This is a genomic window from Mesorhizobium sp. M1365, assembly GCF_040317865.1.
GTDB lineage: Bacteria > Pseudomonadota > Alphaproteobacteria > Rhizobiales > Rhizobiaceae > Mesorhizobium.
Map to the genome: position 1 here is coordinate 39,183 of NZ_JAMYLG010000028.1, position 16,206 is coordinate 55,388.

Sequence of the window (16,206 nt, forward strand, 5' to 3'; positions counted from 1 at the left end):
CCAGGCACGATCCCAAAAGGTCATGCCAAAGTAACACACCGGGAACGCACGTATGTCTGACGCATCGAAGAGCCTGCGCCTCTACAACACGCTAACGCGGAGCAAGGAGGATTTCTTCCCGATCGATCCGCGCAACGTGCGCATGTATGTCTGCGGCCCGACGGTCTATGACTTCGCCCATATCGGCAATGCGCGGCCGGTGATCGTCTTCGACGTGCTGTTCCGCTTGCTGCGCCATCTCTACGGGCAAGCGCACGTCACTTACGTCCGCAACATTACGGACGTCGACGACAAGATCAACGCTCGCGCGCTGCGCGATTTCGGCGGCGAAATTGCATCGGGCAAGCTGTCGCTGAACGAAGCGATCAGGCGGGTCACCGAAAAGACCGCCGGTCAGTTCCACAAGGACGTTGCGGCGCTCGGTTGCCTGGAACCGACGGTCGAGCCGCGCGCCACCGAGTTCGTCGAGCCCAGGCCCGACGGCAAGGTCGACATGATCTTCTTGATTCAACGCTTGATCGAACGCGGCCATGCCTATGTCGCGGCTGGAGAAGTCTTGTTCGACACCGCTTCCATGCCGGATTATGGGCAGTTGTCGAAGCGCAATCTCGATGAGCAGCAGGCCGGCGCCCGCGTCGCCGTCGATGAGCACAAGAAGAACCCGCAGGATTTCGTGCTGTGGAAATTGTCTTCGCCCGAGGAGCCGGGCTGGGACAGCCCGTGGGGCAGGGGTCGGCCGGGCTGGCACATCGAGTGCTCGGCGATGTCGGCCGCCTATCTCGGCGAGGTGTTCGATATCCATGGCGGTGGTCTCGACCTGATCTTTCCGCACCACGAGAACGAGATCGCGCAATCGCGTTGCGCCCACGGCACCGAAACGATGGCCAAGGTTTGGATGCACAACGGATTCCTGCAGGTCGAGGGCCAGAAGATGTCCAAGAGCCTGGGCAATTTCTATTCGATCACCGAATTGCTGGAGACGGATACCTTTGGCGGCCGCAAATGGCCGGGCGAGGTGCTCAGGCTGGCGATGCTGATGACGCACTATCGCGAGCCGATCGACTTTTCCGTGCGCAAGCTGGAAGAGGCGGAGAATACGCTGCGCAAATGGAAGCGGGCGGCCGATCTGGCGCCGCCGACGGCAAAGCCGGTGCCGGCGGATGTGATCGAAGCGCTGTCGGATGACCTTGCCACCTACGCCGCATTCCAGTTGCTGACGCAGTTGGCTGGTGATGCTGTTGATTTCAACGCAGGTAGCGGCAACGCAGCCGCCGAAGACAACGATGCTGCCGCTTCACTGAAGGCATCGCTTCTGTTCCTCGGCTTCGACATCGCAACAGCCAAGGTGGATGAAGACGCCATTGCCAAGGCGATCGCCAAACGCCTCGCGCTGATCGCCGCAAAGAACTGGGCCGAGGCCGACCGCATCCGCGACGAGTTGCTGACGCAAGGCATCCAGTTGAAGGACGGCAAGGACCCCGTCACCGGCGAACGCATCACCACCTGGGAGGTAAAAAGATGATCGATCATCTCGGCATCACCGTTTCGGATTTCGACGCGTCGAAGGCTTTTTACGACAAGGCGATGGCGCCGCTCGGCGCCGCGCTGCTCTACATGGTGCCGCAGGAATATACCGGCGGCGCCAAGGTCGGCGGCTACGGCCGCGACCGGCCGGTGTTTTGGCTGCATGCCGGCAAGGACAAGCCGAAGGATCATCAGCATGTCGCGTTCACGGCTCGCAGCCGCGCCGAGGTCGATGCCTTTCACGCCGCGGCGATTGCCGCCGGCGGCAAGGACAATGGCCGGCCGGGCCTGCGCCCGCACTACCATCCGAACTATTATGGCGCTTTTGTTTTCGATCCCGACGGCAACAATGTCGAGGCGGTTTGCCATGCCCCGGAGTAGTGCGCGATGAGCCTCGACAACAGACCGGTCTATACAGGCGGCTGCCAGTGCGGCGCGGTGCGCTTCCGCGTCGAAGGAGCTCTTGGCGATGCTTCCGTATGCCATTGCCGTATGTGCCAGAAGGCGAGCGGCAATTTCTACCTGCCGCTGGTCTCGGTGCGCGGCGCAAGGCTGGACTGGACGCGCGGTGAGCCCAAACGCTTCCGCTCGTCCAACGCGGCTTTGCGCGGTTTCTGTGCCGAATGCGGCACGCCGCTGACCTTCGAAGCGCCCGACGGGGTGGCCCTCGCCATCGCCACATTCGACCACCCCGAGGAGATTGCGCCGACCATCCAATGGGGTGTCGAAGCCAAGCTCCCGTACGTGGATCACGTCCACGAATTGCCAGGTGAGGAAACGATGGCCGACGTCTCGCCGGCCTCCTATCTCGCCGATCTCGTCTCCTACCAACATCCCGACCACGACACCGAACAATGGCCGCCGGAGGAAAAATCATGACCGAAACCGTTCGTACCGGCGGCTGCCAGTGCGGCGCCGTGCGCTTCCGCATCCACGGGGCGCTCGGCCGCCCGTCCATTTGTCATTGCCGCATGTGCCAGAAACAGTTCGGGTCGTTTTTCGGCGCGCTGGTGACAGTGCCGAGCGACGGCGTCGAATGGGTGCGCGAGGAGCCGAGTTACTTTCAGTCGTCGGTCAACATCGATCGCGGCTTCTGCGCCCGCTGCGGCACACCGCTGACCTACCGCCAGCCCGGCGCGCTGGAGATCGCTATCGGCGCGTTCGACGACCGTTCCGATCTGGCGCCGCAGATCCAGGTTAACTACGCCGCCAGGCTGCCTTGGGTCGAGACGATCTTCGACGCGCCGATCCATGACGACCCGGATTTCTACGCGCGACAGGAATCCATCATCTCCTTCCAGCATCCCGATCACGAGACGGCCAACTGGCCGCAGCAGGGCCTGAAATTATGAGCAGCGAATTCCGTACCCTCTATCCCGAGATCGAGGCTTTCGAGTCCGGCATGCTCGACGTTGGCGATGGCCATCAGGTCTATTGGGAGCGCTCCGGCACCAGAGGGGCCAAGCCGGCTGTCTTCCTGCATGGCGGGCCGGGCGGCACCATTTCGCCAAAGCACCGGCGGCTGTTCGATCCGAAGCTGTACGATGTCATCCTGTTCGACCAGCGCGGCTGCGGAAAATCGACGCCTAATGCCTCGCTTGAAGCCAACACCACCTGGCACCTGGTCGCCGACATCGAGCGCCTGCGAAAAATGTGCGGCTTCGACAAATGGCTGGTGTTCGGCGGTTCGTGGGGTTCGACGCTGGCGCTGGCCTATGCCGAGACCCACTCCGAGCGGGTCAGCGAACTGGTCGTGCGCGGCATCTACACGCTGACCCGCGCCGAACTCGAATGGTACTACCAGTTCGGCGTGTCGGAGATGTTCCCCGACAAGTGGGAGCGGTTTCTGGCGCCGATCCCGGAGGCCGAGCGCGGCGACATGATGGCCGCCTACCGCAAACGGCTGGTCGGCAGCGATCCTGTGGCGCAGGTCGAGGCAGCCCGCGCCTGGAGCCTGTGGGAGGGCGAGACGATCACGCTGCTGCCGGAACCGGAAACCAGCGGTCCCTTCGGCCAGGATGATTATGCCCTGGCTTTCGCCCGCATCGAGAACCACTATTTCGTCCATGCCGGCTGGCTGGAAGAGGGACAGCTGCTGCGCGATGCATGGAAGCTTAAGGATATCCCGGGTACCATCGTTCACGGCCGCTACGACATGCCGTGCCCGGCGCGCTACGCCTGGGCGCTGCACAAGGCGTGGCCGAAAGCGGATTTCCATCTGATCGAAGGCGCCGGCCACGCTTATTCGGAGCCGGGTATCCTCGACAGGCTGATCCGCGCAACGGACATGTTTGCCGGGAAATGACCATGGCTCGCGAGCGCCTTTATCTGTTCGACACCACGCTGCGCGATGGTCAGCAGACGCCGGGTATCGACTTCTCCGTCGAGGACAAGATCGCCATCGCCAAGCTGCTCGACGAGTTCGGCATCGACTACGTCGAGGGTGGCTACCCCGGCGCCAATCCAACCGACACCGCCTTCTTTGCCGAGCGTCGCACGGCCGATGCCAAGTTCGTTGCCTTTGGCATGACCAAACGGGCAGGAGTGTCGATCTCGAACGATCCTGGGCTTGCCGCGCTGGTCCAGTCGAAGTCGGACGCCATCTGCTTCGTCGCCAAGAGTTGGGACTACCATGTCCGCGTCGCGCTCGGCTGCACCAATGAGGAGAACCTCGAGGCGATCAAGGCCTCGGTCGAGGCGGCGCTCACTGCTGGCAAGGAGGCGATGGTCGACTGCGAGCATTTCTTCGACGGCTTCAAGGCCAACCCCGATTATGCGCTGGCCTGCGCCAGGACGGCCTACGATGCCGGCGCGCGCTGGGTGGTGCTGTGCGACACCAATGGCGGCACGCAGCCCTCCGAGGTGCGCGCCATCGTCGAAAAGGTGATCGCCGCTGGCATACCGGGCGACCATCTCGGCATCCACGCCCATGATGACACCGGCCAGGCGGTGGCGAATTCGCTTGCCGCCGTGGATGCCGGCGTCCGCCAGATCCAGGGCACGCTGAATGGCATCGGCGAGCGCTGCGGCAACGCCAACCTGATCTCGATCGTGCCGACATTGGCGTTAAAGCCGGCCTTTTCGGGCCGCTTTGCTACAGGCATTTCGGCAGAGGCGTTGACCGGTATATCGCGCCTGTCCCGCGCCTTCGACGAGTTGCTGAACCGTGCGCCCGAAGCGCAGGCGCCCTATGTCGGCGCCTCCGCTTTTGCTACCAAGGCCGGCATCCATGCCTCGGCGCTGGCAAAGGAGCCGGCGACCTACGAGCATGTGCCGCCAGAGACCGTCGGCAACCGCCGCCGCGTCATGGTTTCGGACCAGGGCGGCAAGGCCAATTTCCTGGCTGAGCTGAAACGGCGTGGCATCGACATGCCCCGGGACGACCATCGCCTCGACGCGCTGATCGCCGTGGTCAAGGAGCGCGAGGCCGAGGGCTATGCCTACGAAGGTGCCGACGCCAGCTTTGAGCTTTTGGCGCGCAAGATGCTGCACGGCCTGCCGGAATTCTTCCGCGTCACTTCTTTCCGCTGCATGGTCGAGCGCCGGTTCGACGCCAACGGCCAGCTGAAGACGGTCTCGGAGGCGATCGTGAAAGTGCTGGTGGAGGGCGAGGAGAAGATGTCGGTGGCCGAAGGCCACGGCCCGGTCAACGCGCTCGACATTGCGCTGCGCAAGGATCTCGGCAAATTCCAGAGCGAGATCGCCGATCTCGAACTGGCCGACTTCAAGGTGCGTATCCTCAACGGCGGCACCGAGGCGATCACCCGCGTGCTGATTGAATCGCATGACGGCACCGGTGCGCGCTGGTGGACGGTCGGCGTCTCCGAAAACATCATCGATGCTTCCTTCCAGGCGCTGATGGATTCGATCGTCTATAAGCTGATGAAGAACCGCGACATGGCGGGCTTGGCGGCGGCGGAGTAAGAAATGGGCTTTTCGATAAGTTGGCTGGGCTTTCGCGGTTACGGGATAAAGGAAGCTGCGGCGTTGTTCGGACGCGAGATTGGCGATCCATCGGAGATTTTCGAAGCGCCTGTGAACGCCTATGCCAGCGAAAAGAACTGGGCGATCATCATCCTCGATCCCTGCAGCTTTCCGAACCCGCCTCAGCAATATCTGGCCGCGATTTCGCAAGAGCGGGAAATCGTGATCGCGCACATAGAAGAGCATGTAATGTTCGCGCGCGCCGAGCTCTGGCGCGACGGAAGGAACATCTGGAAAGTCTGGCACAGCGGCGACAAGACCGTGCGGGACTTGCATGTCACGGGTGATCTCCCTGCGTCTTTCGAAGCGCTGAAGCAACAGTGTTTTTCAAAGCAGGATGAAGAAGATAGCAAAGGTACAGAGGTCGATCTTGTTTTTGACCTTCCCCTCGATCTTGCGGCGGAACTGACGGGCTTTCGGCACGATGAAGGTTCGCCCGACAACGTCTTTTTCGAACTCAAGGAGAAGCCTGCTCCGCCTTGAGACCGTGTCGTGCCGGGCCTGCAATCACTCTCGCAGACAGCGGCAATTGTTCGACGTTTAGCGGTCGTGTTGAACCATCAGCAAGACTCCATTGATCCATCAGCAATTTGCGATGGTTTTGGGCAAGCCGCTGGCGCATAGCCTTGGGCCATGACTACCCAAGCACTTCACATCGAGGCCGACACCAAAGCTCGTCGCGGCTTCCTGCTGGCGCTCGGCGCCTACCTGCTTTGGGGGCTGCTGCCCTTCTACATGAAGGCTGTCGCGCATCTGCCGCTGGCCGAAGTTATCGCCCACCGCATCGTCTGGTCGGTGCCGATCGCGGCCGCTGTCCTGGTCTGGGCCGGTCGCACTGCCGATTTCAAAGCGGCAGTTCGTTCGCCGCGCATCATTTCGATGGCGGTGCTGACGGCGGCGCTGATCTCGGTCAACTGGGGCATCTATGTCTGGGCGATCGCGGTCGAACGCACCATCGAGACCGCGCTCGGCTATTACATCAACCCGCTGGTCAGCGTCGTTGTCGGCGCGCTGCTCCTCGGCGAGCGGCTCGACCGTCTGCAGATCGCGGCGGTGGTGCTGGCGGCAATCGCGGTCGCGGTGCTGACCATCGACGCTGGCAAACTGCCCTGGGTGTCGCTGGTGCTAGCCTTTTCCTTTGCCGCCTATGGCTTCTTCCGCAAGACGCTGCCAATCGGCCCGAGCCAGGGCTTCCTGCTTGAAGTGCTGCTGCTGTCGGTGCCGGCACTCGGCTACATCATCTTCCTGATCGCCACAGGACAGGATCATTTCGTCTCGAGCTCGCTGAACGACACCGCCTTGCTGATCGGCTGCGGTCCGGTCACCGCCGTGCCTCTGCTGTTGTTTGCGTTCGGCGCCAGGCTGCTGCGCCTCTCCACCATCGGCATCATGCAATATATCGCGCCGACGATCGTCTTTTTGATCGCGGTGCTGATTTTCGGCGAACCTTTCGGCAGTGTTCAGGCCATAGCCTTCGGGCTGATCTGGGCGGCACTGGCGATGTACTCCTGGTCGATGTTTTCTTCGGCGCGCAAGACCGTTTCCGCATCAGCTCGAGCCGCGTAACGAAGAAAGGCGGCTGGCCGGTCTTAATGCCGGCAGCCGCGTCTTTCACGAGCGCTCAGCGCTTCGGCCCGAAGCCGGGATATGGCTGCAGCGGCACGACGGCGGCAATATCCATCATGCCGGCCTTGACCAGCGGCAAAGTTGCAAGATGGTGGCGCACGTCGGCATCGCTGCCGGCTTCGAACATCATGCCGCTGCCGGGAATGTCGCCCCGATTCCACACCTGACGCACGGCGCCTTCGGCATAGAGCGTGCGGCGCTGCTCGGCCTCGCCAGGCAGCAGCGGCGCGAAATCGGCGTCGGTGAACTTTTCGGTGTTGCGCGCAAGAAGGGCAAAGAACTGCATCGGAATCTCCTGATGTTGGCCGTTGGAATGGCGGAAATATTCGCTTCTGCTGGCCAGACAGTCCAAGACTGATTAGGCTAAATTTGAGACCTCACGGGACTTGAGCATCGAAGCAACAATGTTCGACCTGCGCCAGCTTCGCTATTTCATCACGGTGGCCGAAACCGGCAACGTCGGGCGTGCCGCCGAATTGCTGCACATCTCGCAGTCGCCGCTCAGCCGTCAGATCATTCAGCTGGAGGAGCAGCTGGGCGTCGCACTGTTCGAGAGGGCGAGGCAGCGTGTTCATCTCAATGCCGAGGGCCGCGCTTTTCTTGCCGAGGCGCGTGCGCTGCTGGCCCATGCAAGACGGCTGGAGGAGCTCGGCCGCAATCTCGCCAGCGGTACGGTCGGCCGTCTCGCCATCGGTTATGTGGAAGGTGCGGTCCATGCCGGGCTTGTCGCTCGGATGCTGCGCCAGTTTCGCCGCGACCGGCCCGAATTTCATCTTCAACTGAAGGGTCAGCGTTCCGCCGCCCAGATCGAAGCGCTGCGCGAACGATCGCTCGATCTGGGCCTCGTCTACACGCCTCCTCCTGCCGACGATCCCGACATCGCCGCCATGCTCATTATGCGCGAGCCGCTGGTTCTGGCGATGCCGGAAGGCGATCCATTGGCAGAAATCGCGGAGATACTGCCGCAGCAACTGGACGGACGCACCTGGATCACGGTGGTGCGCCAGCCTGACGACACCAACCGCAGCCAATTTCTCGCCGCCTGCGCGAAGGCGGGCTTCCTGCCCGACATTGCCTATGAGACGACCGATCCGTTGACGTCGTTGGGCCTGGTCAGCGCCGGGCTTGGGCTGGCGACGGTGCAGGCCAGCCTGCGGAGTGCCGCGCCGCCTCAGACCGTGTTTCGCGATCTGCCGTGGTTTGAACGCACCGTCTCGATCCATCTCGCCTGGCGGCGTCAGGACAAGCGTGCGGTCATCGGAGACTTGAGGAAGGCAGTAGGCAAGGAGTGAATAGTGAATAGTGAATGGACAGGCGCCGGTTTGGAAAGTCTTCTACTTCACCATTCACCATTCACCATTCACCATTCACTCTACATCTTATCAATCACCGACTGCACACCCTCCGTCGGTGCATCGACGGAGGATCCCGCCACCATGATAGCGGCGACGATTGCTTCCGGATCCTCGACCACCAGCGGCTTGACCCGTTGCGCCGTGTGGATGAAGCCCTCCGTTGCCATGTGGTCGAGCAACGCCAGCATCGGATCCCAGAACCCTCCGACGTTGCCGAAGACGATCGGCTTGCGGTGATGGCCGAGCTGCGCCCAAGTCATGATCTCGACGATCTCCTCGACCGTGCCGATGCCGCCGGGCAACGCCACAAAGGCGTCGGATTTCTCAAACATCCTGTGCTTGCGCTCGTGCATGTTGTCGGTGATGACGAGCTCGTCGAGCCGGTTAAGCGCGGTTTCGGTCGCCTCCCGGTTGATCAGAAAGCGTGGAATTATGCCGGTTACCTTGCCACCGGCCTTTAATGCCCCTTCAGCGACGGCACCCATGATCCCTTTAGTGCCGCCGCCATAAATCAGACGCAGGCCAGACTTGCCGATCGAGCGGCCAAGCAGGTGTCCGGCCTTGATATAGGTCTCATCTCGGCCCGGGGACGAGCCGCAATAGACGCAGACAGATCGAATCGTGTTCATGTTATGATTGGTGATAGGGACTATAGGCATGGTCAAGCCCCGGGGCGGGCTTTTTCTTGTCGGCTTTGGCAAAACAGGCTAGACCGAAATTAGGTGGCTAAGGGGCAGGGAAACATGGCAATTAATCCATTGAAGGCGTTTTTGTTCGCGGCTGGCGGCTCTGTCGCAGCAGCGGGAACCGCCTATGTATCGGGCGCACTCGACCCGTATCTCAATTCTACCCGGCCTGCGGAGGTCGCGGCGCTGACGCCGCCGGCTTCGAAACCGGCCGCTCCGGCGACCGAGGACCGGCTGCCGCCTGCGTCTGCCGCGTCCACCGATGCGGCAGCGCCCGCCGCGCCGGCCACAGCAGGTGCAATCGTGCCGACCTTCGACATCGTGCGCGTCGAAAGCAACGGCTCGATCGTCGTCGCCGGCAATGCGGCGCCCAACGCCAAGGTCGAGATTCTCAACGGTTCGGCTGTGCTCGGCTCGACGGTCGCCGGTCCCGACGGCGCCTTTGCCATTATTCTCGACGATCCGCTGAAGCCCGGCGACTACACGATCACGCTGCGCTCGACGGCTGGCAATGTCGTGACCGCCTCGGCGCAGACCGCGGTCGTTTCGATCCCCCAGAATTCCACCGGCCAGGTGCTGGCAATGGTCGAGGAGCCGGGCAAGCCGTCCGAACTGCTCACTGTTCCGGCCCCTCAGGCGAAATCTGACGCCTCGCCGCCTGTCGGCGAACAGGCGGCCGTTCAGCCACCCGCCACGGGCACCGAATTGCCGGCTGCCGCAGCGCCGGCGCCAGCCGCCCCGGCGGCTGACGTTCCAGCAGCGTCTGCTCCTGCCGCGCCGGCCGCTGTTGAAGCCGCGCCGGCTCCGGCAGCGCCCGCCACACCGGCAGCGCCCGCTACTTCCGCGGCGGAGCGGAAGATCGTCGTCGAAGCTGTCGAAATCGACGGCAACAAGATTTTCGTTGCCGGCGTCGCCGATCCCGGCCGCAAGGTGCGTGCGTATGCCAACGATATCCTGCTCGGTGACGCGAAGACCTCGCCCGACCGCCACTTCCTGGTCGAAGCGACACGCGACATCCCGGTCGGCACCTACACCATCCACGTCGATGCGCTCGACGCCGACGGCGTGACGGTGGTGGCCCGTGCGGCTGTGCCGTTCGAGCGCGAGCCTGGTGAGGCGGTTGCGGCCGTGGCGCCGGCCGAGCAGAAGCCTGCCGGGATAAAACCAGCCGAGCCGAATGCTCCGGCGACCGAAGGCGCACCGGCAACGGCCGCCGAAACGCCCGCAACTGCCCCCGCTCCTACAACCGAGGCCCCGGCCGAAATGGCTGTCGCAACGCCTCCGGGCGAAACGCCCGAGACCGTGGCGCCAAAGCTCGAACATGCCGATGGCGCAGTCATCATCCGCCGCCATGACACGCTGTGGCGGATTTCGCGGCGGGTCTATGGCCAGGGCATGCGCTACTCGACCATCTATCTCGCCAACCAGGACCAGATCAGCAATCCGAACCGAATCTGGCCGGGGCAGGTGTTCAAGGTGCCGGAGAAATCGAAGGAAGGCGAGCCCGCCGATCTCAAGGCAATGGGCGACCAGATGACGACGGCGCCAGTCAAGGCCGAATAGCCGTTCTGCCCATCAGGATAGCTTGCGGCAGGGCCAGTCATCGTTTATCGCCGATGGACGATGACCGAATCCCCCCTCGTAACGGACCGAAGCCGCGCGGCAGATGAACGCCCGCCGGCCAACTGCACGCCGGCCAACTGCATGCCGGATAGCCGCGCTGTCGCTGTCCGGCTCGCGGCCCTTTCGCATCCAGCGCGGATCGAAATTCTCAAACACCTTTCCGCAAGCCGTTCCTGCTGCTGTCGCGAGGTCGTCGAGCATCTCGACCTGGCGCAGTCCACCGTTTCCCAGCATTTGAAGATCCTGGTCGAGGCCGGGCTGATCCGCTTCGAGCCTGACCGCCAGCGCTCCCGCTATGAGCTCGACCGCGCCGCGCTCGCCGATGTTTCGGCATCGCTGGCCGCGCTGGTCGATTCCTGCTGCTCCGGCCGCTAAAATCATAAGGTAAACAAGAATGGCCGAGAAAACCGTTTCCGCAGATTCCGGCTCGACCTTCAGAACGTTGCGCAATCTCTGGCCCTATATGTGGCCGGCCGACCGCGCCGACCTGAGGGCCCGAGTGGTATGGGCCACCGTACTGCTGGTGGTCGCCAAGCTGACCCTGGTGGCCGGACCCTATTTCTTCAAATGGGCGACCGACGCACTGGCCGGCGATAGCAAATCGCCGCCGCCGCTGCCGGCCCTGCTGCTGGCGCCGGTCATGCTGGTCGTCGCCTACAATGCGGTGCGGCTGGTGCAGCTCGGCTTCAACCAGTTACGCGATGCCCTGTTTGCACGGGTCGGCCAGCATGCGGTCCGCCGGCTCGCCTTCCGCACCTTCGTGCACATGCACGAACTGTCGCTGCGCTTCCACCTCGAACGGCGCACCGGCGGACTGTCGCGCGTCATTGAGCGCGGCACCAAGGGCATCGAGACGATAGTCCGCTTCACCATGCTGGCGACGGCGCCGACAATCGTCGAATTCGCGCTCACCGCCGGCATCTTCGCCGTCACCTATGGCTGGCTATACGTCTTGGTGATCGCGGTCACGGTCTGGCTCTATGTCTGGTTCACCGTCAGGGCGAGCGATTGGCGTATTTCGATCCGCCGTGAGATGAACGAAAGCGACAATGAAGCCAGCACGAAGGCGATCGACTCGCTGCTCAACTACGAAACAGTCAAATATTTCAATAACGAAACCATGGAGGCCGAGCGGTTCGACCGGTCCACGGCGCGCTACGAGTTGGCGGCGACCAGGACCTGGACCTCGCTTGGCTGGCTGAACTTCGGCCAAGGTGTGATCTTCGGTATCGGCATGACCGTCGTCATGGTGATGTCGGCGCTCGAGGTGAAGGCGGGCACACAGAGCGTCGGCGATTTCGTCTTCGTCAACGCCATGCTCATGCAGCTTTCGGTGCCGCTGAATTTCATCGGCATGATCTACCGCGAAATTCGCCAGGGCCTGACCGACATCGAAAACATGTTCGATCTGCTCGACGTCAAGCGTGAGATCGTCGATCGGCCGGGCGCCAAGCCGCTGGTCGTCGATGCCGGCAGGGTCGAGTTCCGCGACGTACATTTTTCCTACGACCCCAACCGCAAGATCCTGAAGGGCATCAGCTTCGAGGTGCCAGCCGGCAAGACGGTGGCCATCGTCGGACCCTCCGGAGCCGGCAAGTCGACCATTTCGCGGCTTTTGTTTCGCTTCTACGACATCCAGCGCGGCAAGATTCTGATCGACGGCCAGGACATTCGCGACGTGACGCAGGAGAGCTTGCGCGCTGCCATCGGCATGGTGCCGCAGGACACGGTGCTGTTTAACGACACCATCGCCTACAACATCCGCTACGGCCGCGTCGGCGCCAGCGAGGAGGATGTGCGCAAGGCGGCAGAACTGGCCCAGATCGGACCGTTCATCGAGCGGCTGCCCGACGGCTATCGCTCAATGGTCGGCGAGCGCGGATTAAAACTGTCCGGCGGCGAGAAGCAGCGGGTGGCGATTGCCCGCACCATTTTGAAGGCGCCGCCGATCCTGATGCTCGACGAGGCGACCTCGGCGCTGGACAGCCACACCGAGCAGGAGATCCAGGCGGCACTCGACCTGGTCAGCCAGGGCCGCACCACCCTCGTCATCGCCCATCGGCTGTCCACAGTGATTTCGGCCGACGAGATCATCGTCCTGCAGGATGGCCAGATCGCCGAGCGCGGCACCCATGTCGCCTTGATAGCCAAGCGCGGCCTTTATGCATCGATGTGGGACCGCCAGCGCGAGGCAAGCGAGGCCGAGGAGCGGCTGCGCATTGCCCGCGAAAGCGACGAGTTCGGCGTCGTCGTCCGCCGCCGCACCTCGGAGGTGGGCTGAAAATTCGTGCTTGACCTCAACTTAAGTTGAGATCGTAGGCCGTTTTGGATCGCAGCAAAATGCGTCGTTCAAAAACGGAGACAATCGATATGAATGGGATAAATCAGGCAGTTAGTGGCGGCAGTGTATTCCGGGTGGACAAGTTTGTCGTTCCGGCCAACGCCCGCGAGGAGATTCTTGCCAAGGTCCGGATGACGCATGATTTGCTGCGCCAGCAGCAAGGGTTCGTCCAGGATTTCCTGCTTGAGCAATTCTCGGGGCCGGGCGAGTTCAACCTCGTGACCATTGTCGAATGGGAAGGGCAGGCCGCGGTCGACAAGGTCGTGCCGATCATCAAGGCCGCGCATGAGCGCAGCGGCTTCAAGCCTCAGGAGACCATCGCGCGACTTGGCGTCAAGGCCGATATTGCCAACTATCAGCGGATTCCCGGGATGTAAGCTCTCTACGGCCAGCCGGCGCCCGGCGCAGTAGCGTCGACGCTGAGCACTTGGCCGGTACGGGCATCGCTGATCATATGTTCGAAGCCGCGCCATTCGGCGGCGACGATGAACAGCTTTTTTCCCTCGCTGCCGCCGAGCATGCAGGCAAAGCAGCCGCGGTCGACATCGACACTTTCGAGCATCGCGCCGCCCTCGCGCACCCGCACGCAATGCCGGTTCGGAACGTCGGCATACCAGGCCGCACCTTCGGCATCGAGGCAGATGCCGTCGGGAAAACCGTTGCCGAGATTGGCCCAGATCCTGCGGTTGGAAAGGCCACCATCGGCAGCGATGTCGAAGGCGGTCAGCCGGTTGGCGTGGGACTCGGCAACGATAAGCGTCTTGTTGTCAGGCGTCACCGCCATGCCATTGGCGAAGGCGAGGTTCTCAGCCACCTGCTGAACCGAGCCGTCAGGCGCGACCAGCACGATGGCGCCGGGGCCGAAATGCTGGCCGGGACCCGGAGCGGGCCCACCACCATTGACATAGATGTTGCCGCGTCCATCGACGACGATCTCGTTCCACGGGCTCTTTGATAGTTGTCTCAGATCGGCATGGGTGACCAATGTCCCGTCTGCCTCCTGCCTGAGGATCAGCCCTTCGCGGCCGGACACGACAAGCAGGCGCCCGTCCGGCAGCCAGTCAATGGAATAGGGCAGGGTGGCCGGCACGGTGAGCGCGATCTCGCTGTTGCCTAGGGCGTCAACGGCGATGATCTGGCCTGTGCCCCAGTTGCAGAACCACAGCCGGCCGTCGTGCCAGCGCGGTGACTCGCCGAAGGCCAAGCCGTTCATCACCACTTGCACTTGCCTGGCTACTGATTTCTGCATGGGCCGAGAACCTCCGGGTTTTTGCGCAAATCGTCATGGCCGAAAGGCCGATGAGAGGCGCTGTCTTGCCAAGGACGGGCGAGAGTGCTGCGTTCCGACAATCGCAATGAACATTTCCGGTTGATCACTTCGGCAGTCCGGATGCTGCTAACGGCATCCCGAAACGGCGGCGACCGCCACCCCCCGAGCGCTCTCATTGTCGCGTTGCGACCGCGGGGTGTTTCCGCTATTGAGGCCGGACTTGGAACCAAGGTTGCCCTCATCCCATGAGCCTCGTTGACACGATCAAGAATGCGTTCGTTCCGATCCATCGCGAGGGTTATCCCTTTATCGCTGCGTTCGGCGCGGCGACGCTCTTTCTTGGCTACTTCTCCTCGACCCTGTTCTGGATCGGTCTCATCCTGACGGCCTGGTGCGCCTATTTCTTCCGCGATCCCGAGCGTGTCACGCCGATCGATGACCGGCTGGTTGTCAGCCCGGCCGACGGCATCGTCTCGGCGGTTGGCCCGGCCGTGCCGCCGCGCGAGCTTGGCCTCGGCGGCGGTGAAATGACCCGCATCTCGGTGTTCATGAACGTCTTTTCCTGCCACGTGAACCGCTCCCCGGTGCGCGGCCGCATTTCCAGGATCGAGCATCGGCCAGGAAAATTCCTCAACGCCGAACTCGACAAGGCAAGCACCGAGAACGAGCGCAACGGGCTGGTCATCGAAAGCCCCAATGGAACGGTCGCCGCGGTACAGATTGCCGGCCTGGTGGCGCGGCGCATCGTCTGCTGGGCCGAGCCCGGCGGCGCCATCGGCACCGGCGAGCGCTTCGGGCTGATCCGCTTTGGCTCGCGCGTCGATGTATTCCTGCCCTCGACCGCGACGCCGCGTGTCGCCGTCGGCCAGACCGCGGTTGGCGGTGAGACGGTGCTGGCGGAATTCGGCGGCGTTGCCGCAACGCCGCTCGTGCGGATCTCCTGACCGGTGGCCCCGCCGTTCAAGAAATTCGAGGCGCATGGCGGCGGTGGCCCGCGCATTCGCGAAATCCCGATGCGCATGGTGCTGCCCAATCTGGTCACGGTGCTCGCCATCTGCGCCGGCCTGTCCGGTATTCGCTTCGGCTTCGAGGGCCGCTTCGAGCCAGCGGTGGTGATGGTGCTGCTCGCGGCCTTCCTCGACGGTATCGACGGCCGTCTGGCGCGAATGCTGAAGGCGACTTCCAAATTCGGCGCCCAGATGGATTCGCTGGCCGATATCGTCAATTTCGGCGTGGCACCGGCGCTGGTGCTCTATGCCTTTCTGCTCGACAGGGCAGGTTCGCCGGGCTGGATCGCCGCGCTGCTGTTCACAATCGCCTGTGGGATGAGGCTTGCCCGTTTCAACGTGCTCGACGAAGAGCTCGACCGTCCGCAGTGGCAGACCGAATATTTCGTCGGCGTGCCGGCGCCGGCGGGTGCGGTGCTGGTGATGCTGCCGCTCTATCTGTTCTTCCTAAGGCTTGGGCTTGAACCCAGCCGCCTGGCAGCCTTCATTGCCACCGGCTTTACAATATTGGTGGCGTTCCTGCTGGTCAGCAGACTGCCCGTCTATTCCGGCAAGAGCGTCAGGATACCGGGCGACAGGGTGCTGCCGATCATCCTCGCAGTCGTCCTCTACGTCCTGCTTTTGATGACCTATCCCTGGTATACGCTGACGGCCTCGGTTGCCGGCTATCTGGTCTTCTTGCCGTTCAGTGTGCGCGCCTATTCGAGACGCGCCAAGCGCGAAGGCGAGAAGGTGCCGTCCTCGGATATTGGCTGACAGATTTGGTGCCAGTTCGCGTCGCGCCTGGCAG

The 16,206-nt window shown here is 62.9% G+C and carries 18 protein-coding genes; 15 read left to right on the forward strand and 3 right to left on the reverse strand.

Annotated elements, in window-relative coordinates; translation table 11 throughout:
* Nucleotides 1-52: 52 nt before the first annotated feature.
* The 8 genes from cysS (at nt 53) to rarD (ending at nt 7,074) form a co-directional block, all read left to right on the forward strand.
* Nucleotides 53-1,522: a cysteine--tRNA ligase gene (cysS, locus tag NKH04_RS23915; protein WP_352471064.1), complete on the forward strand. Its 1,470-nt coding sequence runs from the start codon at nt 53-55 to the stop codon at nt 1,520-1,522.
* The gene (locus NKH04_RS23920; protein ID WP_352471065.1) at nt 1,519-1,905 is read left to right on the forward strand and encodes a VOC family protein; all 387 of its coding nucleotides are present in this window, start codon (nt 1,519-1,521) and stop codon (nt 1,903-1,905) included. The genes cysS and NKH04_RS23920 overlap by 4 nt, the downstream gene beginning before the upstream one ends.
* Before the next feature lie 6 nt (nt 1,906-1,911).
* On the forward strand, nt 1,912-2,403 hold the full coding sequence (locus NKH04_RS23925) for a GFA family protein (RefSeq protein ID WP_352471066.1): 492 nt from the start codon (nt 1,912-1,914) through the stop codon (nt 2,401-2,403).
* Nucleotides 2,400-2,876 carry a GFA family protein gene (locus NKH04_RS23930; RefSeq protein ID WP_352448982.1) on the forward strand — a complete coding sequence of 159 codons (477 nt, stop codon included), beginning with the start codon at nt 2,400-2,402 and terminating at the stop codon, nt 2,874-2,876. Before NKH04_RS23925 ends, NKH04_RS23930 begins: the two co-directional genes overlap by 4 nt.
* The gene (gene pip / locus NKH04_RS23935) at nt 2,873-3,829 is read left to right on the forward strand and encodes a prolyl aminopeptidase (RefSeq protein WP_353045062.1); all 957 of its coding nucleotides are present in this window, start codon (nt 2,873-2,875) and stop codon (nt 3,827-3,829) included. The genes NKH04_RS23930 and pip overlap by 4 nt, the downstream gene beginning before the upstream one ends.
* A complete protein-coding gene (gene cimA, locus NKH04_RS23940) occupies nt 3,826-5,448 on the forward strand; it encodes a citramalate synthase (protein ID WP_352471068.1) in 1,623 nt (540 codons plus the stop codon). Before pip ends, cimA begins: the two co-directional genes overlap by 4 nt.
* A 3-nt stretch (nt 5,449-5,451) precedes the next feature.
* Complete coding sequence (locus tag NKH04_RS23945) at nt 5,452-5,991, forward strand: hypothetical protein (protein ID WP_352501831.1); 540 nt, start codon at nt 5,452-5,454, stop codon at nt 5,989-5,991.
* 150 nt (nt 5,992-6,141) lie between these two features.
* Nucleotides 6,142-7,074 carry an EamA family transporter RarD gene (rarD, locus tag NKH04_RS23950; protein WP_352615876.1) on the forward strand — a complete coding sequence of 311 codons (933 nt, stop codon included), beginning with the start codon at nt 6,142-6,144 and terminating at the stop codon, nt 7,072-7,074.
* A gap of 55 nt (nt 7,075-7,129) precedes the next feature.
* Here the strand turns inward: rarD and NKH04_RS23955 are convergent, their stop codons facing one another.
* On the reverse strand, nt 7,130-7,420 hold the full coding sequence (locus NKH04_RS23955; RefSeq protein ID WP_352448978.1) for a muconolactone Delta-isomerase family protein: 291 nt from the start codon (nt 7,418-7,420) through the stop codon (nt 7,130-7,132).
* A gap of 100 nt (nt 7,421-7,520) precedes the next feature.
* Here NKH04_RS23955 and NKH04_RS23960 point away from each other — a divergent pair, with 100 nt between their 5' ends.
* Entirely contained in the window at nt 7,521-8,426 is a 906-nt protein-coding gene (locus tag NKH04_RS23960) for a LysR substrate-binding domain-containing protein (protein WP_352743309.1), read from the forward strand.
* 80 nt (nt 8,427-8,506) lie between these two features.
* Here NKH04_RS23960 and NKH04_RS23965 read toward each other — a convergent pair whose 3' ends face one another.
* The gene (locus tag NKH04_RS23965) at nt 8,507-9,118 is read right to left on the reverse strand and encodes an LOG family protein (RefSeq protein ID WP_352471073.1); all 612 of its coding nucleotides are present in this window, start codon (nt 9,116-9,118) and stop codon (nt 8,507-8,509) included.
* Between the two features lie 114 nt (nt 9,119-9,232).
* Between NKH04_RS23965 and NKH04_RS23970 the strand changes: the two genes are divergently transcribed.
* The 4 genes from NKH04_RS23970 to NKH04_RS23985 all read left to right on the forward strand — a co-directional run bounded on the left by NKH04_RS23970 (nt 9,233) and on the right by NKH04_RS23985 (nt 13,516).
* On the forward strand, nt 9,233-10,738 hold the full coding sequence (locus NKH04_RS23970) for a LysM peptidoglycan-binding domain-containing protein (protein WP_352501835.1): 1,506 nt from the start codon (nt 9,233-9,235) through the stop codon (nt 10,736-10,738).
* Nucleotides 10,739-10,798: 60 nt separating this feature from the next.
* Nucleotides 10,799-11,173: an ArsR/SmtB family transcription factor gene (locus tag NKH04_RS23975; RefSeq protein WP_352471075.1), complete on the forward strand. Its 375-nt coding sequence runs from the start codon at nt 10,799-10,801 to the stop codon at nt 11,171-11,173.
* Nucleotides 11,174-11,192: 19 nt separating this feature from the next.
* The gene (locus tag NKH04_RS23980) at nt 11,193-13,079 is read left to right on the forward strand and encodes an ABCB family ABC transporter ATP-binding protein/permease (protein ID WP_353045063.1); all 1,887 of its coding nucleotides are present in this window, start codon (nt 11,193-11,195) and stop codon (nt 13,077-13,079) included.
* Between the two features lie 89 nt (nt 13,080-13,168).
* Complete coding sequence (locus tag NKH04_RS23985) at nt 13,169-13,516, forward strand: antibiotic biosynthesis monooxygenase (protein ID WP_352871626.1); 348 nt, start codon at nt 13,169-13,171, stop codon at nt 13,514-13,516.
* Between the two features lie 5 nt (nt 13,517-13,521).
* Here NKH04_RS23985 and NKH04_RS23990 read toward each other — a convergent pair whose 3' ends face one another.
* Entirely contained in the window at nt 13,522-14,388 is an 867-nt protein-coding gene (locus NKH04_RS23990) for an SMP-30/gluconolactonase/LRE family protein (RefSeq protein WP_352871484.1), read from the reverse strand.
* Between the two features lie 266 nt (nt 14,389-14,654).
* Here NKH04_RS23990 and NKH04_RS23995 point away from each other — a divergent pair, with 266 nt between their 5' ends.
* Together NKH04_RS23995 and NKH04_RS24000 are read left to right on the forward strand one after the other, a co-directional pair.
* Nucleotides 14,655-15,353: a phosphatidylserine decarboxylase gene (locus NKH04_RS23995; RefSeq protein ID WP_023677729.1), complete on the forward strand. Its 699-nt coding sequence runs from the start codon at nt 14,655-14,657 to the stop codon at nt 15,351-15,353.
* A gap of 3 nt (nt 15,354-15,356) precedes the next feature.
* Complete coding sequence (locus tag NKH04_RS24000) at nt 15,357-16,172, forward strand: CDP-alcohol phosphatidyltransferase family protein (protein ID WP_023677728.1); 816 nt, start codon at nt 15,357-15,359, stop codon at nt 16,170-16,172.
* Nucleotides 16,173-16,206 lie beyond the last annotated feature (34 nt).

Bases quoted from the DNA above. Each gene is read 5' to 3' on its own strand.
- cysS (WP_352471064.1), top strand. From the start codon at position 53: ATGTCTGACGCATCGAAGAGCCTGCGCCTCTACAACACGCTAACGCGG.
- NKH04_RS23920 (WP_352471065.1), top strand. From the start codon at position 1,519: ATGATCGATCATCTCGGCATCACCGTTTCGGATTTCGACGCGTCGAAG.
- NKH04_RS23925 (WP_352471066.1), top strand. From the start codon at position 1,912: ATGAGCCTCGACAACAGACCGGTCTATACAGGCGGCTGCCAGTGCGGC.
- NKH04_RS23930 (WP_352448982.1), top strand. From the start codon at position 2,400: ATGACCGAAACCGTTCGTACCGGCGGCTGCCAGTGCGGCGCCGTGCGC.
- pip (WP_353045062.1), top strand. From the start codon at position 2,873: ATGAGCAGCGAATTCCGTACCCTCTATCCCGAGATCGAGGCTTTCGAG.
- cimA (WP_352471068.1), top strand. From the start codon at position 3,826: ATGACCATGGCTCGCGAGCGCCTTTATCTGTTCGACACCACGCTGCGC.
- NKH04_RS23945 (WP_352501831.1), top strand. From the start codon at position 5,452: ATGGGCTTTTCGATAAGTTGGCTGGGCTTTCGCGGTTACGGGATAAAG.
- rarD (WP_352615876.1), top strand. From the start codon at position 6,142: ATGACTACCCAAGCACTTCACATCGAGGCCGACACCAAAGCTCGTCGC.
- NKH04_RS23955 (WP_352448978.1), bottom strand. From the start codon at position 7,420: ATGCAGTTCTTTGCCCTTCTTGCGCGCAACACCGAAAAGTTCACCGAC.
- NKH04_RS23965 (WP_352471073.1), bottom strand. From the start codon at position 9,118: ATGAACACGATTCGATCTGTCTGCGTCTATTGCGGCTCGTCCCCGGGC.
- NKH04_RS23970 (WP_352501835.1), top strand. From the start codon at position 9,233: ATGGCAATTAATCCATTGAAGGCGTTTTTGTTCGCGGCTGGCGGCTCT.
- NKH04_RS23975 (WP_352471075.1), top strand. From the start codon at position 10,799: ATGACCGAATCCCCCCTCGTAACGGACCGAAGCCGCGCGGCAGATGAA.
- NKH04_RS23980 (WP_353045063.1), top strand. From the start codon at position 11,193: ATGGCCGAGAAAACCGTTTCCGCAGATTCCGGCTCGACCTTCAGAACG.
- NKH04_RS23985 (WP_352871626.1), top strand. From the start codon at position 13,169: ATGAATGGGATAAATCAGGCAGTTAGTGGCGGCAGTGTATTCCGGGTG.
- NKH04_RS23990 (WP_352871484.1), bottom strand. From the start codon at position 14,388: ATGCAGAAATCAGTAGCCAGGCAAGTGCAAGTGGTGATGAACGGCTTG.
- NKH04_RS23995 (WP_023677729.1), top strand. From the start codon at position 14,655: ATGAGCCTCGTTGACACGATCAAGAATGCGTTCGTTCCGATCCATCGC.